The following is a 21,429-nucleotide window of genomic DNA, read 5'->3' as shown; positions in this document are numbered from 1 at the left end:
TGTTGACACTCTTAATGAGTGCCCACACAGATTGTCTTGTTATAAATTGTTAAAGAACAGTGCAAACTCAGTTGTTTGCTGCTTCAGCGTTCTTTCAGAACCTGCCGAAGCGGGGTGCGTATAATACGCTGTTTGTTTTTGCTGTCAACGTTTTTTTGAAATTTATTTTCTCAAACCGTTTGAGCAAATCACTTCATGTTTTGTCTCTAGACTCCCTTGAAGTGAGGCGCGCATTCTACGCTGTTTGTTTTCTTCGTCAACCTTTTTTTGAATTATTTTTCAAAGTCCGGATTGTCTGAAAACCGCTTGACACCTGGGCTTGAGGAGTTTTTAACCACTCATCATTTTGCCTTTCCTGCCGAAGCGGAGGCGCATTATAGAGAGTTCATTTACAGCGTCAACCCTTTTTTTAAAAGTTATCTGTTTTTTCTTAAATGTAGTACAGTGAGCGCTCAATTAGGTAATAAGTAATAGATAGATACACTATGATATGTGCTGCACAGCAATGCGTCTTTGTTCATGTCCCCAAAACCGGTGGTCAGAGTGTTGAACAGTTTTTCCTTGAGTTAAATGGCCTGACGCTGAAACAAAAGCAACAGCTTTTAATTTCCCGTAACGATGATCCGGCTAAAGGCCCCTCCCGTCTTGCTCATATGCGTGCCCATGAATATGTGGACTGCGGACATATGTCGCAGGATGATTATAACCGTTACTTCTCTTTTGCATTTGTCAGGAATCCCTGGAGTCGACTTGTCTCTGAGTATTTGCATAAGAAACTGGATAATAAGTACAGCTTTAAACAGTGGGTATTCGAAGCAATGCCTGAAGCTGATGACTTTAGTGATGCATACCGGCATGTTATTCCGCAAACAGATTACCTGGTAAATAGTCAGGGTGACGTCATCGTAGACTTTGTTGGTCGCTTCGAGAATCTGCAAAATGACTTTAATAAAGTATGTGAGAAGTTAAACATTGCTAACAGTACGCTGCCACATGCTAATTCAACGTCCAGCTTCCGTCGTTCACTAGAGCGCAAGATTCGTCACTTGTTTATTAAAGAGAAGCGTATTAAGCAACACTATACTGCCTACTACGACAATGAAACCATTGATAAGGTCGCAACCTTGTATGCCAGCGACATTGCCATGTTTAATTACACGTTTGATGAGTAAACCATGACGACACTCAGTACTTATAAAGGTATCAGCCCTACCCTTGGTAACAAGGTATATATTGCTGACTCCTGCCGTTTGGTCGGTGACATTCGCATCGGGGCGGACAGCAGCATTTGGCATATGGTTGCAGCACGCGGCGATGTGAACCACATTGTTATAGGTGAGCGCACCAATGTGCAGGACGGTACCGTGCTCCATGTTACCCGCAAATCTGCATCCAACCCGGAAGGGTTCCCTCTCCTTATTGGCGACGATGTCACAATAGGTCACATGTGCATGCTGCATGGTTGTCAGCTTGGCAATCGTATCTTAGTGGGTATGGGCGCGATTATTATGGATGGCGCCGTCGTACAGGATGATGTATTTATTGGCGCTGGCACACTTGTTCCGCCCAACAAGACACTGGAGAGTGGCTACCTGTATGTCGGTAATCCCATGGTGCAGAAGCGACCGCTATCTGATGGTGAGCGCGCTTTTCTCAAACAGTCCGCTATTAACTACGTGGAACTGAAAGACGAATACCTTCAAGAAGCCGGAGAGGAATAGTCTTACCGGCTTATTTCTGGGTTAATCAGGACGTCTTTTTTAATTCACGTAAATAATGTTCGACGTCCTGTGTTTCCGGTTGCTTGCCTGTCCAGATGGTAAAAGCAGCAGCCGCTTGCTGAACGAGCATACCCAATCCATCAACCTGTGCCGTCGCACCGTGTTCTTTAGCAAACTCCATAAAGACGGTGGGCTCACTGCCGTACACCATGTCATAAGCAATATTGCAATGCTTAAACACAGATACCGGTACCTCAGGCAATGTGCCCTGTAAGCTGGCAGACGTTGAGTTAATTACCACCTCGTAGTCTGGAGCGAGTGATTCTGCAGTAATGGCTACGACACGGTCGCTACCACTGTCTTTTTCAATAACCTGCGCCTTACTTAGTGTACGGTTAAGAATGTGTAACGTCTTTACACCGGCTTCCAGTAGTGGCTGAACAACCCCTTTAGCCGCGCCACCCGCACCAAGCAACAACACATTGGCGCGATCGAGCTTCGCACCTTTTGCTGTGAGGTCAGTCACTAATCCAATTCCATCGGTATTGTAGGCGTGCAGCGTACCGCTTTCATCACGCTTCAGGGTATTTGCTGCTTTTGCCATGTCAGCAGCGGCATTGCGATAATCGGCCAGCGAAAATGCCTCTTCTTTAAAGGGCATAGTTACATTACAGCCAACGCCGCCATCTTCAAAAAAAGACTCAAGTGAAGCAGCAAACCCGTCTACCGGCGCGAGTATTTTAGTGTACTCCAGTTCGATGCCGCAGGATTTTGCAAACATCGTATGAATAGTTGGTGATAAACTCTGGGCAATTGGATTTCCAAAAACGGCGTATTTTTTCATGGGATTGTTATCTAAATTAGGAATGGGCAAGAAATCGACTGCCAACTCTACTGATGTTGTTACCCCCTATCAAGCAATAGGCGGTGAAAAAGTAGCGCATGCCATTGCCAACCGCTTTTATGACATCATGGAAACCGATCCGATTGCAGCAGAGCTGCTTGCGATCCACCCGCAACCGCTGGACAGAATAAGGCATGTCTTTGGCCTTTACCTGACTATGTGGCTCGGCGGCCCAAATGAGTACGAACAACAACGCGGCCACCCGCGCTTGCGTGCTCGCCACCTGCCTTTTACGGTAACCCCTGCATTAAAAGTACAGTGGATGTACTGCATAAAGAAAGCCATGTATGAAAATGTATCGGATATCGCTTTGGCAAATCAATTGTTAGCGGCTTTGGACCAGCTTGCTGATCACATGGTTAACACCGAGGCATAAAAAAAGCCCTTCCGAAGAAGGGCAACAGGCAGTGCAAAAACACAAGGTGAAACCGATAAACGCGTTTATTAGAATTTGTAACCCAAAGACAGGGTATAGACGAACGGATCGATATCCACATCAACGCTGCCTTTTACATCCGCAACCGTAAACGTGGCGGTTGTATCGATGGCAATGTAGCGCGCTGACGCATTGATTAACCATTTGTCGTCAATTTGGTAGTCGAAGCCCAATTGTGCTGACAGACCAAATGATGAATCCAGCGATAAGTCCTGAAAGGTTTGGTCTTCACGTGCATTGGTAAATTCTTCATCGAAGAAAATAGTGTAGTTAACACCCACCCCGACATAAGGTGTGAAGGCACTTTGTGTATCGAAGAAATAGACCGCGCTAACGGTAGGCGGTAGGTGCGTCACTTCAGCCAGTTTGCCATCACCCAGGCCAAGGCCATTGTCGGCAGTATCGATCAGCGTAACATCATGGGTAAACGGGGTTGCAGCAAGTACTTCAACACCCCAGTTTGAATTCAGCATGTACACTAAGTTCAGGCCTATCTGGGTATTAGAGTCGACTTCCACGCCCATTCCCACATTACCGCCTAACGCATCGACATTGACGTTGCTGGAGTCATCATTAGGCGCCACGGTAGTCAGACCGGCACGTACCAGAATATCGCCTGCTTCATAGGCAAACGCAGAAGGCGCTGAGATTAACGCGGCCAGTACCATTGTGGCTAAGGTTGATTTTTTCATTGTACTTTCTCACTTGTTTTAACTTGATGAGGCGTACTTTACGCTTCACCAAAATCAAAATGTTGATCTAAAACAAGTTTGAAAATACGTTTTAGTATCAGTGATTTCGAGTTGATCTGTATCAACCCGAATCACCGAACAGGGTTGATTTTACCAGTCGATAGGTTTCAACCAATCCTGCAGTTTTGCTTCAGGAGAGCCCGCTGGTGCTTCGTAGCAATATTCCCACCGGGCTAAAGGTGGCATGGACATAAGGATAGATTCGGTGCGACCACCGGTTTGCAATCCAAATAAGGTTCCGCGGTCAAACACCAGATTAAATTCTACGTAACGTCCGCGACGATATAGCTGGAACTGACGCTCGCGTTCTCCGTAAGGCATGGCCTTGCGCTTTTCTACAATCGGTACGTACGCGTCAAGATAGCCATTGCCTACAGCTTGCATAAAGGCAAAGCACTTCTCGAATTCCCAGTGGTTCAGGTCATCAAAGAACAAGCCGCCTACGCCTCGCGTTTCATTGCGGTGTTTCAGAAAGAAGTAATCATCACACCATTTTTTATATTCCGGGTAGACCTGATCGCCAAACGGCTGACAGATATTTTTAGCCACCTGATGCCAATGCTGGACATCTTCCCTGAACGGGTAGAAAGGCGTGAGATCAAAGCCTCCACCAAACCACCAGATAGGCGCTTCGCCGGGTTTATCAGCAATAAAGAACCGGACATTCGCGTGCGAGGTGGGAATATAAGGATTATGCGGATGGATGACTAACGACACGCCCATGGCCTGAAAGCTCCGGCCGGCCAACTCAGGACGCGATGCGGTTGCAGAAGCAGGCATTTGAGTGCCAAACACGTGAGAAAAGTTTACCCCGCCCTGCTCTATAACAGCGCCGTGGCGCATAACGCGGGAACGGCCACCGCCGCCTTCTTCGCGCTCCCAGCTGTCCTCAATGAATTGCCCCTTGCCATCAGCCAGTTCAAGCGTATGACAAATATTGTCTTGTAGCGCGAGTAGAAATTGCTTTACTGACGCAATAACAGACTCTGTGTTAATGGCTTCATTTTGCATTAGGCATTCCGGATAATGGCGCCAGTCATGGCGTCTTTGATCATAGAGGGTTGTGCTGCCCCGCCCACTTCTGAAGGCACGTAATGTACACTGTTTCCGAAGTATGCTTTGGCTTGTTCGATTGTGCGTGCGGGTTCGTCGCCACTTGGATTAGCGCTGGTAGAGACTATAGGTCCATTGAGTTTATCGCACAGGGCTTTTACCCCTTCGTGTGCAGACACGCGCACTGCGATTTTGTCGTGCTCACCGGTTACCCACTGTGGTGCGGTAGCAGACTTTGGCAATAGCCAAGTTACCGGCCCCGGCCAACAGGAAAATATAGCAAAGCGGCGGTCCTGTGGGATCGCGTTATCATCAACAAAAGGTAATAGCTGCGAATAATTGCTGGCCACCAGAATAAGCCCTTTTTCTACCGGGCGTTGCTTAATGGCGAGCAGTTTTTTCACGGCAGCTTCATTATTGGGATCACAACCAATGCCCATCACTGCTTCTGTTGCGTAAATTAATAATTCGCCTTGTTCAAACGCTGAGACATCAGGATCCACTGGGGTCGACACCTGATTCATATCACCACCTCTAATCTTCGCGTTGTTGTTTGAATCCACACAGGGGCTGTGGGCAAACCAACTGCCCCTTTTTGTCTACCATAATTGCCCAGCCGCATGCCGGACAGGGTTCTGGTACGGGGGCGAAATTTACCACATATCGGCATTGAGGATAACGATTACAGGCAAAAAACCGTTTGCCGTATTTATTGGTTCGGTCGATTAAATGACCTTCTTTGCATTTAGGACAGTCTACCAGCGTATCCTGCTGGGCTTTGGTCCCTTCAATATGATGGCACTCAGGAAAGTTTGTGCAGCCAATAAACATGCCGTAACGGCCTTTTTTAATGGCCATGGTAGAACCACATTCCGGGCAATGACTGTCTTCAATGACTTTTAAAACGGTGGTTTGTGTGTCGTGCAGAGGCTTGGCGTAGTGGCATTCAGGATAGCCACTACACCCAATAAACGGGCCATTCTTACTATTTCGAACGTGCAGATCTTTTCCGCAGTCCGGACATTGGCCGTACTGTTGTTCCAGTGCGTGTTCGTGCGCACTGAATAACGAATGATCAATTTTCGACACGGCGTCTCAACACTTAACCCTGAATGGAATTAGTGCAGTATACCGTCATACTCTTCGAATAACAGATCTTCCATTTGCGCGTAGGCATTTTCTTTGCCTGGCACATTAAACAATACCATGAGGACTACCCATTTGAGATCTTCCAAACAGAACTCGACAGAGTCGATTTCCATAACGCGGTCGATTACCATTTCCCGGGTAGACGCGTCAAGTACACCCACCTGCTCAAGGAATAACAAGAATCCCTGGCACTCTGTGTCTAAACGCATTTGTTCCTGTTGGGTATAAATGCGGCTCAAGCCACTGCTTATCCCTTTACAGAAATAGGGGTTAATATCGGTTTCCTGCAGCGCAGCCAGTTTTTCCAGCCATGCCAGTGCTTTGTAGATTTCATCATGATGGAATCCCGCCCGAATGAGCTCATCGGTGAGTTCATCCTGATCGACGCGAATTTCCGTCTCACTGTGGACGAAGTTCTCGAACAGATACATGAGGATATCGAACATTATATTTTCCCCCTCAAGTTGATGTAGCAACCAGACAGTTACTACGATAACCTCGCAACTTATGTTCACTACGCGGCCTGCTTAGCGAATAGGCCACAGCGTTGCGTTCGGCATTAACACTATTAAGCATAGTGCTTAATCTCAACTTATCTAAAATTTCTGTCGCTGCCAAGCATTCCGGGTGATTTTTTTTCATTAAATGATGTCTTTGAATGTGTTTAATGCACTTTGGTTAAATTACCGTCAAACGCCGCGCTGTTTACGCTTAGCTAACACGTACATAGCCACCAGGCACCGCAGAGACTTTGCCGACCAATTCATACTCGAGCATATCAGCCATAACCTGAGAGACAGACAATCCCGAACGCGCAGCCAGGTCATCCACGCTGGTGAACTCCGTATCGACATGAGCAAGCAGGCCACTTGCTGACTCAAACGCCAGCCCCTGCTGCCTTGCAGCCTCTTCATAACAAGCGTCAGCCAGCTCTATACCAAGCTCCTCCAGCATATCGGCTACGCACGTCGTTAGCTTTGCGCCCTGCTGAATCAGGTAATGTGGCCCTTCAGTGAGCGGATGCTTGATGTTCCCGGGTATCGCAAATACCTCTTTGCCCGCATCAGCTGCCAGGTTGGCCGTGATCATAGAACCACTCTTTATTTTCGCTTCTACTACCAGCACGCCATCAGACAGGGCAGCAATTATGCGGTTTCTTCGCGGGAAATGATAAGGCCTGGGGCTAACCCCGGGCGCGAATTCACTCACCAGGCAGCCTCCGTTATCCACCAACTGTCTGGCGAGTTTGGCATGACTTTTAGGGTGAATGTGCTGAAGCCCCGCGCCCATTACAGCAAGTGTATTTCCCGGTGTAGCACAGGCGCCTTTATGCGCAGCGCCGTCTATTCCTAACGCGAGACCACTGGTAACGGTTAATCCAACAGAACCCAATTCAGCAGCGAAGTCCCTCGCAAGTCCAACGCCTTGCAGAGTTGCTTTGCGACTACCCACAATGGCAATTTGGCGTTGACGCAGTAACGCCGCATTGCCCTCACAGTACAATACCAGAGGCGGCGATGTCAGTTGTCTGAGACTCTTGGGGTAAAACGCACTCTCTATATCAATAATGACGCGACTATCCGGCGGAGAATACCAACTTACGGCCTGAGTGACCTCCTTGCGGTCCAGCTTGAAGGCTGTACAGTCGGATTCCGTTAAGCCCGTATCCAACAGCGCCTGACGTGGCAAATTGAATGCCTCTTCCACACTAAACTGATTGTGTGTCAGCCATGTTAACCAGAATTCAGGGGAGCGCTTTTCAAACAAGCTTAACGACAGCCAGCGCAAGCAAGAGTCAGAGATGGTGGTGTGTTGCATGAACGCTCCCGGTTGTTCCCGGGAGCCACTTATTCACTATGGATGAGCGACAATATTCCCGGTTTTTACAATGTCGGCAGCACGTGTAATGATGCCGTAACTGGCATGCGTAAACGTACTGAAAATAATTAACTCACCCACTTTTAGCGCAGGCTGCTCAACGGTAGAGCCGTCATCAAACGTACTCATAACCACTTTGCTTTCGCTAAGGTACTTAGGCTCATCGCCATCGATAATGGTCGGCCCCTGCTGGTAAATCCCCATCACGGTACCCGGCTCGATGTCCTCTTCGCCTAAATCAACAATCACCACATCGTACTTGCCCAACAACTGATGCTGGTGAAGGTTGCCCACTATAAAACCGCGCTGGGATTTGCTGGCGGCCTGTAATGTCATATCACCTGCGGTTTTTGGCTCACCGTACAAGAGCTTGTCACCGCGTTTGGCTTCCGAGTTGGCGTCTTCAATTTTCACCAGCCATTCTCCGGCTGCGCGATCTTCTACCATGGTAGCGTCGGCGATATGGTGCACCTGTACCCCGAGCGTATTGCCGTCGAGGTCTTCGATCTTAGATTGTTTACGAATTACCCGATACTGATCTCTGGCACGGCCGCTGCGCCGGCTCATCACCAAATCATCATCAACAAACCGCATAGAGGCGTTTTTGTCGCCTAACAGGTGCGGCAGGATCTTGTACTTGCCCGGGTCGAGGATTTCATGATGTTGAATATAAGGCTCAATTACCGACCAGGGTAATAAGCTAATGGGAGAAGGTTTAGTTGCGCGGGCAACATTGGGCGACAGTGTAATGCGAGGCTTGTCTCTTACCACTTCCATCACGGGTTCACCGTCAACGTAACGCAATACCAATACGTCCCCGGGATAAATCAGGTGCGGGTTCATAATTTGTGTGTTGTTGCGCCACAATTCCGGCCACAGCCAGGGCTTGTCTAAAAACAACCGGGCAATGTCCCACAGGGTGTCGTTTTTCTTTACTGTGTAGGTAGTTGGCGCGTTGTCTTTCACATCTAACGCCATCGCCGTACCGGCAATACACCACAGTAAACTCGCAGTGAATATCGCGATCAGCGTTTTCGATTTATTTACCATTGTTCATCCTCGCCCTGCTCAGGGTGGCTGCACTACCTTGTATTATTAGATCATAATCCCCAATTATTCAGTAGTGTAATGATTATATACTGCATGAAAACCTGCTTTAGGCTAGAATAAAGGCAGTTAGCACCTTGTAAATAGTCCTATCGGACGGTGCGTATATTTCTTAATACAGAATAGAGTGTAAATAGCGACAGATGGCAATTTTAGACGTTTTACGATTCCCCGACGAAAGACTTCGCACCGTGGCCAAGCCCATTGCAGAAGTAAATGCTGAGGTTAAACAGTTAATCGCCGATATGTTCGAAACCATGCGTGACGAACAGGGCATTGGCTTGGCAGCAACACAAGTTGACCGCCACGTACGTCTGGTTGTTATGGATGTCTCCGAAGAACAAAATGAACCCCGGGTATTCATTAACCCCGAGATCATTGCCAAAGAAGGCTCAACCATCAGCGAAGAAGGCTGCTTGTCGGTACCCGGCAATTACGCCAAAGTAGATCGCGCTGAAAAGGTCACGGTAAAAGCCCTTGACGGCGAAGGTGTTGAGTTTGAATTGGAAGCTGAAGGTTTACTGGCTATCTGTATTCAACACGAACTCGACCACCTTCAAGGCAAACTGTTTGTCGATTACCTGTCTCCTCTGAAGCGTCAGCGTATTCGCAAAAAACTGGAGAAAGATGCTCGCCTGGCAGCAAAGGCATAAGCGCATCCCCTATGACTACTCCATTACGTATTATTTTTGCAGGTACCCCTGAATTTGCCGCCGATCACCTGGCGGCTTTGTTGTCCAGCCAACACGATGTGATAGCCGTTTACACGCAGCCCGACCGACCCGCCGGACGCGGTAAGAAGCTCATGCCCAGTGCCACTAAACAACTGGCAGTGGAACACGATATCCCCGTGTATCAGCCTGAAAGTCTGAAAACAGAAGACGCACAACAGCAATTGGCTGAGCTGAACGCCGATATTATGGTGGTAGTCGCTTACGGTCTGCTGTTACCCAAGGTCGTGCTGGATACACCGAGACTCGGCTGTATTAACGTGCACGGCTCAATACTGCCACGCTGGCGCGGTGCGGCCCCTATACAACGCAGTATCTGGGCAGGCGATAAAGAAACTGGCGTAACCATTATGCAAATGGATGTTGGTCTGGATACGGGTGACATGCTGCATATTGAAACCCTGCCTATCGAAGCGGATGACACCAGTGCCAGTCTCTACAGCAAACTTGCCAATATTGGCCCGACAGCGCTGGTCCACACACTAAACAATATCACTGCGTTGTCGGCTACCGTGCAAGATGACGCTCAGGCAACTTATGCCAAAAAGCTGTCCAAAGAAGAAGCCTTTATGGACTGGCAACAAAGTGCTGAACAATTGGCCCGCAACATTCGCGCATTTAACCCGTGGCCGGTGTGCTGGACGCAGGTTGGCGACAAGCAAATCAAGGTATGGCAAGGTCAGGTAGCCCAGGATAGTACCGGCAAAGCCGCACCAGGCACCATACTGCGAGCCGATAAACAGGGCATAGTCATTGCCACCAGCGATGGCGCACTTTGTCTCACACAAATACAAATACCCGGTAAAAAGCCTATGGCCGTACAGGATGTCTTAAACGGACGCCAGGACTGGTTCGAAGTAGGCACCGTACTGCCCTGCCAACCCGAGTAACGATCATGAAATTACCGCCTTATGCCAACCTCAGAGCAGACACTGCCTGGGTCATTTACAGTGTGCTTGAACTGGGCAAATCATCCCGGGACTGCCTGGCCAAAGCGCAGGCCAGACATAGCAAACAAGACAGCGCCTGGTTACAGGAAATGGCCATGGGTGTGTTCCGCCATGTGCCCCAATTACAAATTTGGCTGCGCCAGTTGTTAGACCAACCACTAAAAGGCAACAAGAAGATTCTGGAGCACCTGTTGCTGCTTGGGTTTTACCAGCAAGCATACAGTCGCGTCTCTGATCACGCAGCGGTATCTGCCACTGTGGACGCCGCAGAAGTGCTCGGCGGGATGCGGTTAAAAGGGCTGATCAACGCAGTACTGCGTAATTTTCAGCGTCAGGGATTAGCAGAGCAAACCAGTAGCGACCCGATTGTTGCATCCGGCCTGCCCAAATGGATCTACAAACGCATTGCAGCTGCCTACCCGGACCAGTTGACTGATATCGTTGATGCCATGAATAAACCGGCTCCGGTGTGGCTCCGCGTTAACACGCGCCAGTGTAGCCACGAAAAATACTGCAAAGCACTCACCGATGCTGGTATTCACTTTGAACTGAGTGAACAGCACCCGGATGCAGTTATTCTGTTGGACCGTTTACCGATCACCACACTACCTGGCTATCCACAAGGATGGTTTAGCGTGCAGGATGGCGCCGCGCAGTTAGCTGCGCCACTGTTAGCGCCAGAGGCAAATGAACGAGTGCTCGACTGCTGTGCTGCACCGGGGGGCAAAACAGCTCACCTGCTTGAAAAGCAGCCGGCAATGGCAACCTGCATTGCGCTGGATTCAGAGTCACTGCGTCTTGAACGCCTGAACGAAAACTTAGACCGCCTGCAACTGGAGGCGGAAGTCATTTGCGCTGATGCGAGCGACCCCGACAGCTGGTGGGATGGTAATCAGTTCGACCGTATCCTGTTAGATGCCCCCTGCTCTGCAACGGGTGTTATTCGTAGACATCCTGATATTCGCTGGTTGCGAAAGCCAGCAGATATAGAAGCACTACAAGCCCTTCAGCAACGTATTCTTGATGCTCTTTGGCCAACATTAAAGCCCGGCGGTACGCTGCTGTACGCAACCTGTTCTATTCTGCCCGACGAAAACAGCGCACAAATACAACAATTTCTGGCACGCCAGCAGGATGCGACTTTAGCCCCCGTTTCCGACAGCGAAACTAACGACCAGCCGGGCAGACAAATTTTACCCGGTGAGCAACAAATGGATGGTTTCTATTATGCGAGACTGCTAAAGTCCGTATAACCAAGCATAAAACAGCCTTTTAATAACGACGATGAAAATAATCATCCTTGGCGCCGGACAGGTTGGCGGAACCCTTGCCGAAAACCTGGTTGGCGAAAAAAATGAGATCACCGTAATTGATTCAGATCCCACTATTCTGCGCGCATTGCAGGACAGGTTAGATCTTCAGGTAGTTACGGGCGTGGGCTCTCATCCCGACGTGTTAAAAAAGGCAGGCGCCGAAGACGCTGACATGTTGATTGCAGTAACCAACAGTGACGAAAGTAACATGCTCGCCTGTCAGGTTGCTTACAGCTTGTTTAAAACCCCTACTAAAATCGCCCGGGTCCGCTCTGAGCAATACATCATTTATCAGGAGCAGTTGTACAAACAACAGGATATCCCGGTTGATCACATCATCGCGCCCGAACAATTAGTTACCCAGGCCATTAAGCGTCTAATTGACTATCCTGGTGCGTTACAGGTGGTGGAATTTGCCGACGGCAAAGCGAGCCTGGTAGCAGTAAAAGCCTATTACGGTGGCTTGCTAGTTGGACATGCCCTGTCTGCGTTAAAAGAGCACATGCCAAACGTGGAAACACGGGTTGCGGCTATTTATCGTCGTGGGCGCCCTATCCGGCCCTTAGGCACCACGGTTATCGAAGCGGACGATGAAGTATTCTTTATTGCCGCGACCAAGCATATCCGTGCCGTGATGAGCGAACTGCAAAAGCTGGAGTCCAGCTATAAGCGCATAATGATTGCCGGTGGTGGTTTAATTGGTGCCGGTCTGGCGAAGCGCCTGGAACACAACCACAACGTCAAACTCATCGAGTACAGTCAGGAACGGGCACAATATTTGTCTGCACACTTAGACAAGACTATTGTATTTTGTGGTGATGCCTCTGACTCAGAGCTCTTGAGCGAAGAAGGCGTTGAGCAAGTCGATGCTTTTATTGCGGTAACCAATGACGACGAAGCAAACATCATGTCTGCCATGCTGGCTAAACGCATGGGAGCGCAAAAAGCCATGGTGCTTATTCAGCGCAGTGCTTACGTCGATTTAGTCCAGGGCGGTGAAATCGACATTGCCTTTTCCCCGCAGCAAGCCACTATTTCAGCCTTGCTTACTCACGTCCGTCGCGGCGATATAGTTAATGTGTACTCACTTCGCCGTGGGGCCGCAGAAGCTATAGAGGCGATCGCCCATGGTGATGAAAACACCTCTAAGGTAGTCGGCCGCCAAATCGGCGAGATTAAGCTCCCGCCGGGCACCACTATCGGGGCTGTTGTGCGCGAAGATCAGGTGATCATTGCACACAGTGATACCGTTATTGAAGCCAACGACCACGTGATCCTGTTTCTGGTCGATAAAAAATACATCAACGACGTTGAAAAACTGTTCCAGCCCAGCGCGTTCTTTTTCGGCTAAGGTTACTGCAGCCACCATGTCCAGAGGTACGAGAGTATCTCGCCACGATGCGACAAAACACAGAAAAATCTTCTTTTGATCTCCATTAGCGTGTGCTAATTTAGACTAAATGTTCAAAAAACACTCAGCTTTGATACGGGCAGTATAGGAAGTACGCAGCAAAGTTAGGTGAGTACATCGCATGCAGGGAAGTCAATGGCAGATGTAGCAGACGATTCGCACGAGGAGCAGGTAGAGGCTTCTCGTCGCGCCACTATCTATCGGGTTATCGTGAGTGTCACACTTACGCTCATTTCTATTGGCCAATTTAACGATACCAAAGAGCTTGTATTAGCCACCTACGAAGACATTCAGGCCAACTTTACGCATCACGTTGAATATGAGCGTCTGTCGCTGCTGAATATTGGCCGAACCATTCCTTACATCGAAAATCAATTTGGTCCGCCGGAAGTCATCAAACGTTCGAAGGTTAATCCGGAAGTCAGCTTTCAGTACTACAGTATTGAGAAAGCAATCGTTACGCTCTTCAACCACCACGAGCGGGTTGCCGGCTTCGTTGTTATACCGATTGCCAGTGACTTTTACCCTGAACAACCTTATGCCCCCTTTAGCATGGATGCCAGCCCACTATCGGCCATCAATAGTGGCGATGGCGGATTCTATTTAGACGCTAACAATCTGGTGTACTACGCCGAATCCGAAGATCTCGGTAAGCAATTCCTGTTTTTACAACGCGTCACCGGTTTTGTTGAGTACGGTGGCCTTGAGCGCACGCTTAACAGTACGGTTATTGAACCGGCCACAACCATCGAAGACATTGACGCATTGAATGACTTGTTGGTAGCAGGACTGGAAGAAGAGCTGGTAGACACCATCTTGCAATTCAGAGCATCGCAAACCGCTAACTTTTATGGTTACACCGAGCTGGATCCAGCACTGGTCACAGAATCGCTATTAACCCGCATTGAATTTGACACGTACTTTGGAGGGATTTATGACTAACCTTCAGCGCATTCTGATTTGCTTGTTGTTGTGTTGCGAGGCTGCTCACGCCGAGTTACCAGAATGGATTTTATTTCCGCCTTCAAGTGACACTGCCCTGTTTGCCATAGGCGAAGGCACTACCCTCCAACAAGCTAATGATGTTGCACTAAAAAACATACTGGGGCAGCTTAGAACCCACATCAGCGGCGGATTCAGTCAGCGCCAGAGCCTGGTTAACGATGCCTTTGCAGAATACATCAACCAGTCCGTATCCAGCTCCATTGAATCCCTGCCAATCAGCCAGTACAACAAACTGAAAAATCACCAGGAAGGCGACACCTTTTTCTCTTTGGTGTCTGTCGATAAGAAGCAACTGGCAGATACATTTCGCAGCGAACTCACCAGTAACTTTTATCAGTTACAAAAATCGCTTAAAACCACCAACACAGCGGCTTCAAAACTAGAATGGTGGGTTGCAAACCGCGCGACGTTGCTGGAACAGTTTGGTACCAATGTGCGGTATATCGAAATTCTTGATCTGCTGTCTCAGCCCACCAGCAAATATACCGAGCTACTGAATACAACCGAAGGTCAACTTGCAGACATTCAGCAATCCGTTTGTCTGTATGTCTTACCGCATGAAAACGAGAACCTTCGTTTAGCCTTCCGTCGACAGATTGTGGACATGGGGCTCAGCGCCGACAACGCTCAATGTGAATATACCCTGGCGCTGCAAGACCAACTCCAGCAAAGAGAGCTATTTGGTCAGCATGTTGCGAGCCTGGCTTTAGACATCAGGCTACAGCAGCGCAAACAGTCAATTGCCTCCGAGATCGTCAATGAAACCGGACGTTCTATGCAAAACAAAGGAAATGCCAGCATCGCTGCCTATCAGCGACTAATTGCAAAAATAGAAGCCGATAACGGCTCAATACTCACTAACTTGCTTACGCAGTAACCAAATGAAAGTAGGTATATTATGAAAACACCATTGAAACACGGACTTGTTATAGCTTCATTGTCTTCTGCGTTATTAGCAGGATGCATGAGCACGACGAAAGTCAGTAACCCAATAGAAATTATTACGAACGACAATTACATCGTGAATATTCCCGATGCTGAATTTGTACCGTCGAAGGCTGAGCTGATGGGCGGCAAAATGGCCGTTGTCGTGCTGCCGGTAAAAATCGATAGCAATGCCACATTCGAAACCGGCGCAGTTCGTCAAATATCATCCGAGTTAGAATCCGGACTGATAACGGCCGGCGCGGATATTGTTGATCGCAATCTGGCCAGCAAGCTGGGCGATGAAATTCTGGCCTATGAAGCGACAGGACAGTTTTCGGGGGCGGGCATAGACGTTGCGGATGTCGCCATCCTACCCGCCATCCACAATGTGGATATCGCAAAGCGTTTTTCAGCGGCTCGCAACTGGACTGATGATGACGGTGACCGCCACTACACCCCACCAAGCTGTTTTTATGAAGCGACGGTGTCAGGTAACGTGAAGTTCTTTGAATTGCCCGATCTCAACGAGACCGAAGCGCTGACCTTTAAAGGCACAGCGTCGAATACCATGTCGATCAATAACTCATCCTGTCCGGTGAGTCAGGATCTGGCCTACAGCCTTGCATCACAAGCGTCGGGTAATGGTGTTTACAACATATTGCCGGAGATACAGCAAAACTTTAGTCAAAGTGGCTTTGTGATTGAATACCGCAAACGCGACAACGAACACTTGGTGAACATTAATCTGGGTTCAAATCACAAGTTGAAACCGGGTCAAAAAATCAAATTTGCCCGCAAGGTGTCGCGCTACAACCGGTTAACAGAAAAAACCAAGATTTCTACTCTTCCTTATGACTTTACCGGCGTGGTGTCTGATCTGATTGAACCAGACAACGCCTGGGTAATTGTTGATGAAGAAGCAGAAACGCAACTGAAGTACGGCGATATAGCCAAAACGTATTTTGAGCAAACAATTTGGGACTCCATGACGAAGGGCGGCAATATCATGGACAACCTGAAAAACTCTTTTAACTAACCTGACTGTGTTTAAGGATTAACCATGAAAAAGCTTATTTTATTACTCCCTGTATTAGCGGCAGTGACCGCTTGTGGCTCTACCTCAAGCGGTATTTCTACCAAAAAGGAAACGCTATTAACGCCTGACTGTGTGTATCAGGATGCGCCTGATAAAGCAGCGCCACTATGGATTTGTGGTGTACCCGTTGAAGGCTTTGCACTTTCTCAGGTTGGTTTCTCCGAGAAAAAACCCTCGGCTACCATGACAACAGCAGCAGCCACTGCCGATGCCCGTGCAAAGATGTCATCTTACTTTGCCACCATGGTGTCTGATCTGTTCTCTCAGTATCAGAAATCCATCGAAACCGAAGAGTCAGCAAAGAATATTATTGATACGGATATGGTGCGCGAAACCGTATCTTCAATGACGCTGTTCGGAACCCGTACCGTACGCACAATGACCAGCCCAAGTGGTGGTCAGTATGTGTTACTGGCCATGGATGAAATGACGTACAAAGCCAATCAGGAAAAAGTGTTCGCGGCGTTAAAAGATGCCGATGCTGAAATTAAGCAATTGTTTGAGAACGAACAGGCACGTGAACGCTTAATGTCAATGATAAAAGTGCAGTAAATCAACCAATTGGTGATGCTATGAAGACAGGGAAATCAAGTTTAATTAGGCAGTTACCTCTTTTTGCTGGTGCGTTTATCTGGTTGGCTTCGGTGTGGATCCCCACCGAAGCTCAGACCCCATTAACCGCTCAGCAGCAAGCATTTAAGGAACGTCGACAACAGGAGTTTGAGGCGTTCCAACTTCAACGTATGCAAAAGTTTGCGGCGTTTAAAGCAAAGCGCAATGCTGAGCTGGCGGCCTTTAGACAGCGCATATTAGAACAATGGGGTGAAGTCGACGTTAGTGATCAGGAGAAAATCGTAAATTACCCTGAGCCCGAGGTAAAAACCATAGTCGATTTTGAAAACAAAGAAATTGTCGTAAACGTCTTGCATGACGTTAACACCAAAGTAGAGAGTAGCCGGGTTGTTGCAGCCCTTGAAGCATTACAACACGTGACACCCGAAGATACCTCCGGGCAGGGCGTGGCGGTGAACATTCTGAAGGCGTATGCGGCAAATGATACCTTTGACGACCTGCCCGCTTTAGTTGATACGGCCAGTGTAGAAGTCAGTGAGCCGGCGATTACTGAAGAAGATCTCGCCAAGGAAAAAACGTTGTTTGAACGTCAGCAACAGCAAGATACCATTGCGCTGGACATGATGGCAGACCGACTTTCTCAACCCTCCCCTGAAGTCTCAAAACTGCAGGGCAGACTGAATAAGATGACCGAGCGGACAGCGTCGATTTCCATTAATCAAATAAAGCGAAATCAAAGCAACCAGCCCGAGCAATTGAAAAATAAACGGATTACGCGGCTAACTATTTCTATTAAGCCCAAAGAGCTGGCCCAGCGCATTGAGGAAATTAAACCCTATGCCAAGCAATACGCCGAGACATGGCAATTGCCCATGCCACTCATAGTCGCGGTGATTCATACAGAAAGTAGTTTTAACCCCCTTGCCGTGTCACATATCCCGGCGTACGGGCTAATGCAGGTCGTGCCCTCATCCGCAGGTATCGACGTCAATGATTTCCTGCACAATCAGCGCGCCCCGCTGGAAAAAGAATACCTGTTTGTGTCTCAGCAAAACGTAGAGGCGGGCTCCGCCTACCTGCACATTTTAAACAGCCGGTACCTGCGAAAAATTGACGACCCCATGAGCCGCCTGTATTGTGCCATTGCCGCTTACAATACCGGTGTGGGCAATGTTGCAAAGGCATTTAATAATGGTCAGTCCGTCGGTATGTCAGATGCCGTGGTGGCTAAGATTAATGCGATGAGCCCGGATGCTGTGTACGATTTCCTCAAGGTGAATTTGCCTTACGAGGAAACCAGGCGCTACCTGGTAAAAGTAAAATCCCGAATGGAAAAATATCAGAACATATAGAGGCTTGAGTTATGGGTCAGCGTCAATTTACGCAGTGGTGCCTAGTGTCCTTATTAATGGTACCGGTGGTGTCGCCAGCAGCAACAACCGTAAGTGCCACCAATAAAGGAAGCAATGGCAACGTCAGTCAGCATGGCTCTTTTGTTATGCAAAAGCTGCTGGAAGACATGGGTCTGACACTAAAAAGTGAAGATAAAGAAGACGCGATAGAAGAGGAAAAGCGCAAGCCAGCGCCTATACCTGAACCTCTTCCTGATCCCGAGCCACAACCTGAGCCCGACCCACAACCTGAGCCCGAACCGCAGCCTGAACCCGAACCACAGCCTGAACCCGAACCACAGCCTGAACCCGAACCACAGCCTGAACCCGAACCACAGCCTGAGCCCGAACCGCAACCTGAGCCCGAGCCACAACCTGAGCCTGAGCCACAACCTGAGCCTGAACCACAACCTGAGCCTGAACCACAACCTGAGCCTGAGCCGGAGCCTAAGAAAAAAGGCTATGCCGACGATGTTTATTCAGATATGAAAGGCATGATGGATGGGTTTAAGCAATCATACCGGGACACGGTAGATCAGTGGACCGACGAATATAACAAAGTCGTGCGCAAATGGGGGATCGCTAAACGCGAGTATCGGCGCAAGGAAGAGCAATACTTTAAGACCACATTTGACTTAGCCGCTACTCAACAGCCTCTTGCATCACCGATTATCGTCAGTGGTGCTAAACCTGCTTACAAACATCCACTGGACGGTATGGAGCCGGGTGATTTTTACGTTATTCCATCGGCCATGGACGTACCGGTTCGCAATCAGGAACGCCGCGGTACCTGTGCCGCCTTCACCGGTATTCGAGCAATCGAAACGGTACTGGCCCAACATCCAAAATACTTACAGTATCAACTTGATTTGTCGGAACAGCATTTCTATTGGCTGAGTCGCCCAGAGTGCATTAAAGATGCCTGTACGACAGACAACAGCTCCGATGGGTCAAACTTTGACGTAGGCTTTATAAACACCTCGATAAAAGAATTTTTCACCGCCGTACGTCGTGAACAAGCGTGCCCTTACATCCCGGTTAGCGACAATAGCAATCTGACTTACACGCCCCTGAACAACACCTGTTTGCAGGAAGATCAGGGCTTATTGCGTGTCTCATCGATGGCAAGAAATTTAAATGAAGACGATATACTCGGGGAAATCCGTCAGAATCACCCGGTTGCAGCAGGATTCACACTGACTAAAAGCTATATGCAAACAAATGGCTTAGTTCGCAGTAACGATCCGGTCAATCGCAGTGCCGCCAGCGGCATGCATGCAGCAGGTCACGCTATGCTGCTCATAGGTTACATTAAGTTGCCTGAATCAATGTTAGAAGACGAAGGCCGGTATTGTGCAATTATGGCAAATAGCTGGGGTGAAGGTTTTGGTGCGGGTGGCTATGCCTGCCTCACCGAGCAATGGATGAAAGACAACCTGATACGCAGTGAGCAAGATCCCAGCATTGGTATGCTGACAGCAATCCGTTCTGTATCCTTTGTGGACTAACCTCCGGTTTATACGAGGCAACGCTGGCAATAGACGCCAGTTTAGCCTCGCCAGAAAGTAGGTGAAAACAGAACTAGCAACGAGAATATTTCCAAACGCCCAAACAGCATTGCTACCACTAACAGCCACTTTCCACCGTCACTGACATCAGCAAAAGTACCTGCAACAGAGCCCAACCCTGGCCCCAGGTTATTCAGGGTAGCGGCAGTTGCCGTAAAGGCCGTAATGTTATCTAAGCCGGTGGCAATCAGCCCAATCATGATCACAACAAACACAATGGCGTAAGCCGAAAAGAACCCCCACACCGCCTCTACAACGCGGTCTGGCATAGCCCTTTCGCCTAATTTCACAGAGTACACCGCTTTGGGATGAATAAGCCGGTCAATTTCACGTTTACCCTGTAGGAACAACAAGTACACCCGGATGACTTTTAAACCCCCGCCGGTTGAGCCTGCACACCCCCCAATAAAGCTTGAGAAAATCAACAAGATAGGCAGGAACGAAGGCCAGTTAGCAAAATCGGTTGTCGCAAACCCTGCCGTGGTGCTAATAGACACCGCTTGTATTACTGCCTGATCCAATGCCTCTTCAGCGGTACTAAACTGATTGTGCATAACCAGCACCATAAAGCACACCAGGATCAGCGCAGCCTGAATAAACAAAAACGCTTTGAGTTCAGGGTCCTGCCAGTAACCTTTTATATTGCGCCCACTTGCAGCGGCATAGTGGAGCGAGAAGTTAAGGGCAGCAATTAATAAAAACACCGCACAAATGGCATTCACCATGGGACTGTTAAAGTACCCCAAACTGGCGTCATGTGTTGAGAATCCGCCAATTGCAATGGTAGAAAAGGAGTGGCAAATGGCGTCAAACCAATTCATGCCTGCCAACCAATAAGCGACGGTGCAGGCCGTGGTTAAAGACAAATAGATGTACCATAGGTGCTTTGCCGTATCAGCAATTCTGGGGGTCATTTTTGAGTCTTTTACCGGCCCGGGTGTTTCAGCCCGATACAACTGCATCCCCCCTACCCCTAATATAGGCAGAATGGCAACGGCAAGTACAATGATACCCATACCACCGAGCCACTGCAGTTGCTGGCGGTAAAACTGCACGGAGTGCGGCAGGAAATCGATTCCTTCAATCACCGTTGCCCCAGTGGTGGTCAGCCCCGAGAACGACTCAAAAAATGCATCTGTCACACTCATGGATGGCTGTTCAAGCAGGATAAATGGGATGGCACCAAAACTGGCCAGTACCGACCAGAACAACACAACGATTAAGAAGCCTTCTTTGGCACGCAGATCTTTTCTGTGCATGCGGTTGGGGTACCAAAACGCACACCCTGTCAGAATACAAAGTATAAACGCCAGGAAGAATGGCAGACCACTACCGTCTTGATAGATCAGTGACACAATGGCAGGTGGGATCATGGTCACAGAAAACAGGGCAACTAACAGCCCCAGGATCCGAATGATAGCGCGGTAGTGCATTATTATCGCTTTTTCAGAGTGGTTTATGATT

At 48.7% G+C, this 21,429-nt stretch carries 22 protein-coding genes; 13 read left to right on the top strand and 9 right to left on the bottom strand.

All coding sequences use genetic code 11. The features are described 5' to 3' along the window. Positions 1–485: 485 nt before the first annotated feature. Together BUB81_RS04060 and BUB81_RS04055 are read left to right on the top strand one after the other, a co-directional pair. A complete protein-coding gene (locus BUB81_RS04060) occupies positions 486–1,172 on the top strand; it encodes a sulfotransferase family 2 domain-containing protein (RefSeq protein WP_073318536.1) in 687 nt (228 codons plus the stop codon). A gap of 3 nt (positions 1,173–1,175) precedes the next feature. Beyond that, positions 1,176–1,721: a gamma carbonic anhydrase family protein gene (locus tag BUB81_RS04055; RefSeq protein WP_073318533.1), complete on the top strand. Its 546-nt coding sequence runs from the start codon at positions 1,176–1,178 to the stop codon at positions 1,719–1,721. A 25-nt stretch (positions 1,722–1,746) separates the two neighbouring features. On the opposite strand, the gene aroE is transcribed toward BUB81_RS04055, so the two are convergent. Then, positions 1,747–2,565 carry a shikimate dehydrogenase gene (gene aroE, locus BUB81_RS04050; protein WP_073318530.1) on the bottom strand — a complete coding sequence of 273 codons (819 nt, stop codon included), beginning with the start codon at positions 2,563–2,565 and terminating at the stop codon, positions 1,747–1,749. On the opposite strand from aroE, the gene BUB81_RS04045 reads away from it, so the two are divergent. Beyond that, positions 2,564–3,001, top strand: a complete 438-nt coding sequence (locus BUB81_RS04045; RefSeq protein ID WP_073318527.1) for a group II truncated hemoglobin — start codon at positions 2,564–2,566, stop codon at positions 2,999–3,001. The genes aroE and BUB81_RS04045 overlap by 2 nt on opposite strands. Positions 3,002–3,069: 68 nt before the next feature. Here BUB81_RS04045 and BUB81_RS04040 read toward each other — a convergent pair whose 3' ends face one another. The 7 genes from BUB81_RS04040 to BUB81_RS04010 all read right to left on the bottom strand — a co-directional run bounded on the left by BUB81_RS04040 (position 3,070) and on the right by BUB81_RS04010 (position 8,943). Then, positions 3,070–3,753: an OmpW/AlkL family protein gene (locus tag BUB81_RS04040; RefSeq protein WP_073318524.1), complete on the bottom strand. Its 684-nt coding sequence runs from the start codon at positions 3,751–3,753 to the stop codon at positions 3,070–3,072. A gap of 150 nt (positions 3,754–3,903) precedes the next feature. Next, positions 3,904–4,824 carry an oxygen-dependent coproporphyrinogen oxidase gene (hemF, locus tag BUB81_RS04035; protein ID WP_073318519.1) on the bottom strand — a complete coding sequence of 307 codons (921 nt, stop codon included), beginning with the start codon at positions 4,822–4,824 and terminating at the stop codon, positions 3,904–3,906. Continuing rightward, positions 4,824–5,390: an L-threonylcarbamoyladenylate synthase type 1 TsaC gene (gene tsaC / locus BUB81_RS04030; protein ID WP_073318516.1), complete on the bottom strand. Its 567-nt coding sequence runs from the start codon at positions 5,388–5,390 to the stop codon at positions 4,824–4,826. Before tsaC ends, hemF begins: the two co-directional genes overlap by 1 nt. Before the next feature lie 10 nt (positions 5,391–5,400). Beyond that, on the bottom strand, positions 5,401–5,955 hold the full coding sequence (locus BUB81_RS04025) for a DNA topoisomerase family protein (protein ID WP_073318513.1): 555 nt from the start codon (positions 5,953–5,955) through the stop codon (positions 5,401–5,403). Between the two features lie 29 nt (positions 5,956–5,984). Further along, on the bottom strand, positions 5,985–6,461 hold the full coding sequence (locus BUB81_RS04020; RefSeq protein WP_073318510.1) for a DUF494 family protein: 477 nt from the start codon (positions 6,459–6,461) through the stop codon (positions 5,985–5,987). Between the two features lie 265 nt (positions 6,462–6,726). Then, positions 6,727–7,833 carry a DNA-processing protein DprA gene (dprA, locus tag BUB81_RS04015; protein ID WP_073318507.1) on the bottom strand — a complete coding sequence of 369 codons (1,107 nt, stop codon included), beginning with the start codon at positions 7,831–7,833 and terminating at the stop codon, positions 6,727–6,729. 36 nt (positions 7,834–7,869) lie between these two features. Continuing rightward, entirely contained in the window at positions 7,870–8,943 is a 1,074-nt protein-coding gene (locus BUB81_RS04010; protein ID WP_073318504.1) for a LysM peptidoglycan-binding domain-containing protein, read from the bottom strand. A 200-nt stretch (positions 8,944–9,143) separates the two neighbouring features. Here BUB81_RS04010 and def point away from each other — a divergent pair, with 200 nt between their 5' ends. The 10 genes from def to BUB81_RS21840 all read left to right on the top strand — a co-directional run bounded on the left by def (position 9,144) and on the right by BUB81_RS21840 (position 19,905). Further along, positions 9,144–9,653, top strand: coding sequence for a peptide deformylase (def, locus tag BUB81_RS04005; RefSeq protein ID WP_073318501.1), 510 nt, complete (start codon positions 9,144–9,146; stop codon positions 9,651–9,653). Positions 9,654–9,664: 11 nt separating this feature from the next. Then, positions 9,665–10,621, top strand: coding sequence for a methionyl-tRNA formyltransferase (gene fmt / locus BUB81_RS04000; RefSeq protein WP_073318498.1), 957 nt, complete (start codon positions 9,665–9,667; stop codon positions 10,619–10,621). A 5-nt stretch (positions 10,622–10,626) separates the two neighbouring features. After that, positions 10,627–11,934, top strand: a complete 1,308-nt coding sequence (gene rsmB, locus BUB81_RS03995) for a 16S rRNA (cytosine(967)-C(5))-methyltransferase RsmB (protein WP_073318495.1) — start codon at positions 10,627–10,629, stop codon at positions 11,932–11,934. A gap of 31 nt (positions 11,935–11,965) precedes the next feature. After that, entirely contained in the window at positions 11,966–13,345 is a 1,380-nt protein-coding gene (trkA, locus tag BUB81_RS03990) for a Trk system potassium transporter TrkA (RefSeq protein ID WP_073318491.1), read from the top strand. Between the two features lie 195 nt (positions 13,346–13,540). Next, a complete protein-coding gene (locus tag BUB81_RS03985) occupies positions 13,541–14,347 on the top strand; it encodes an ETEC_3214 domain-containing protein (protein WP_073318488.1) in 807 nt (268 codons plus the stop codon). Beyond that, a complete protein-coding gene (locus BUB81_RS03980; protein WP_073318485.1) occupies positions 14,340–15,287 on the top strand; it encodes an LPP20 family lipoprotein in 948 nt (315 codons plus the stop codon). The genes BUB81_RS03985 and BUB81_RS03980 overlap by 8 nt, the downstream gene beginning before the upstream one ends. Before the next feature lie 87 nt (positions 15,288–15,374). Continuing rightward, positions 15,375–16,373 (top strand): hypothetical protein, encoded by a 999-nt coding sequence (locus BUB81_RS03975; RefSeq protein ID WP_073318482.1) that lies wholly within the window; start codon positions 15,375–15,377, stop codon positions 16,371–16,373. A 24-nt stretch (positions 16,374–16,397) separates the two neighbouring features. Continuing rightward, on the top strand, positions 16,398–16,985 hold the full coding sequence (locus BUB81_RS03970) for an LPP20 family lipoprotein (RefSeq protein WP_073318479.1): 588 nt from the start codon (positions 16,398–16,400) through the stop codon (positions 16,983–16,985). A 20-nt stretch (positions 16,986–17,005) separates the two neighbouring features. Then, positions 17,006–18,358, top strand: coding sequence for a transglycosylase SLT domain-containing protein (locus BUB81_RS03965; protein WP_073318476.1), 1,353 nt, complete (start codon positions 17,006–17,008; stop codon positions 18,356–18,358). A gap of 11 nt (positions 18,359–18,369) precedes the next feature. Beyond that, positions 18,370–19,905 carry a C1 family peptidase gene (locus BUB81_RS21840; protein WP_084526188.1) on the top strand — a complete coding sequence of 512 codons (1,536 nt, stop codon included), beginning with the start codon at positions 18,370–18,372 and terminating at the stop codon, positions 19,903–19,905. 41 nt (positions 19,906–19,946) lie between these two features. On the opposite strand, the gene BUB81_RS03950 is transcribed toward BUB81_RS21840, so the two are convergent. After that, positions 19,947–21,398, bottom strand: coding sequence for a TrkH family potassium uptake protein (locus BUB81_RS03950; RefSeq protein ID WP_073318473.1), 1,452 nt, complete (start codon positions 21,396–21,398; stop codon positions 19,947–19,949). Between the last annotated feature and the right edge of the window lie 31 nt (positions 21,399–21,429).

It is taken from the genome of Marisediminitalea aggregata, from assembly GCF_900129565.1.
Taxonomy (GTDB): Bacteria; Pseudomonadota; Gammaproteobacteria; order Enterobacterales; family Alteromonadaceae; genus Alteromonas; species Alteromonas aggregata.
Note: the sequence above shows the minus strand (reverse complement) of the source record. Positions and strands in the feature narration are given on the sequence as shown.

Bases quoted from the DNA above. Each gene is read 5' to 3' on its own strand.
- BUB81_RS03980 (WP_073318485.1), top strand. From the start codon at position 14,340: ATGACTAACCTTCAGCGCATTCTGATTTGCTTGTTGTTGTGTTGCGAG.
- BUB81_RS04055 (WP_073318533.1), top strand. From the start codon at position 1,176: ATGACGACACTCAGTACTTATAAAGGTATCAGCCCTACCCTTGGTAAC.
- dprA (WP_073318507.1), bottom strand. From the start codon at position 7,833: ATGCAACACACCACCATCTCTGACTCTTGCTTGCGCTGGCTGTCGTTA.
- rsmB (WP_073318495.1), top strand. From the start codon at position 10,627: ATGAAATTACCGCCTTATGCCAACCTCAGAGCAGACACTGCCTGGGTC.
- BUB81_RS04060 (WP_073318536.1), top strand. From the start codon at position 486: ATGATATGTGCTGCACAGCAATGCGTCTTTGTTCATGTCCCCAAAACC.
- aroE (WP_073318530.1), bottom strand. From the start codon at position 2,565: ATGAAAAAATACGCCGTTTTTGGAAATCCAATTGCCCAGAGTTTATCA.
- BUB81_RS04010 (WP_073318504.1), bottom strand. From the start codon at position 8,943: ATGGTAAATAAATCGAAAACGCTGATCGCGATATTCACTGCGAGTTTA.
- hemF (WP_073318519.1), bottom strand. From the start codon at position 4,824: ATGCAAAATGAAGCCATTAACACAGAGTCTGTTATTGCGTCAGTAAAG.
- BUB81_RS04020 (WP_073318510.1), bottom strand. From the start codon at position 6,461: ATGTTCGATATCCTCATGTATCTGTTCGAGAACTTCGTCCACAGTGAG.
- BUB81_RS03965 (WP_073318476.1), top strand. From the start codon at position 17,006: ATGAAGACAGGGAAATCAAGTTTAATTAGGCAGTTACCTCTTTTTGCT.
- BUB81_RS21840 (WP_084526188.1), top strand. From the start codon at position 18,370: ATGGGTCAGCGTCAATTTACGCAGTGGTGCCTAGTGTCCTTATTAATG.
- BUB81_RS04040 (WP_073318524.1), bottom strand. From the start codon at position 3,753: ATGAAAAAATCAACCTTAGCCACAATGGTACTGGCCGCGTTAATCTCA.
- BUB81_RS03950 (WP_073318473.1), bottom strand. From the start codon at position 21,398: ATGCACTACCGCGCTATCATTCGGATCCTGGGGCTGTTAGTTGCCCTG.
- BUB81_RS03975 (WP_073318482.1), top strand. From the start codon at position 15,375: ATGAGCACGACGAAAGTCAGTAACCCAATAGAAATTATTACGAACGAC.
- BUB81_RS04045 (WP_073318527.1), top strand. From the start codon at position 2,564: ATGGGATTGTTATCTAAATTAGGAATGGGCAAGAAATCGACTGCCAAC.
- tsaC (WP_073318516.1), bottom strand. From the start codon at position 5,390: ATGAATCAGGTGTCGACCCCAGTGGATCCTGATGTCTCAGCGTTTGAA.
- trkA (WP_073318491.1), top strand. From the start codon at position 11,966: ATGAAAATAATCATCCTTGGCGCCGGACAGGTTGGCGGAACCCTTGCC.
- BUB81_RS03985 (WP_073318488.1), top strand. From the start codon at position 13,541: ATGGCAGATGTAGCAGACGATTCGCACGAGGAGCAGGTAGAGGCTTCT.
- BUB81_RS03970 (WP_073318479.1), top strand. From the start codon at position 16,398: ATGAAAAAGCTTATTTTATTACTCCCTGTATTAGCGGCAGTGACCGCT.
- fmt (WP_073318498.1), top strand. From the start codon at position 9,665: ATGACTACTCCATTACGTATTATTTTTGCAGGTACCCCTGAATTTGCC.
- def (WP_073318501.1), top strand. From the start codon at position 9,144: ATGGCAATTTTAGACGTTTTACGATTCCCCGACGAAAGACTTCGCACC.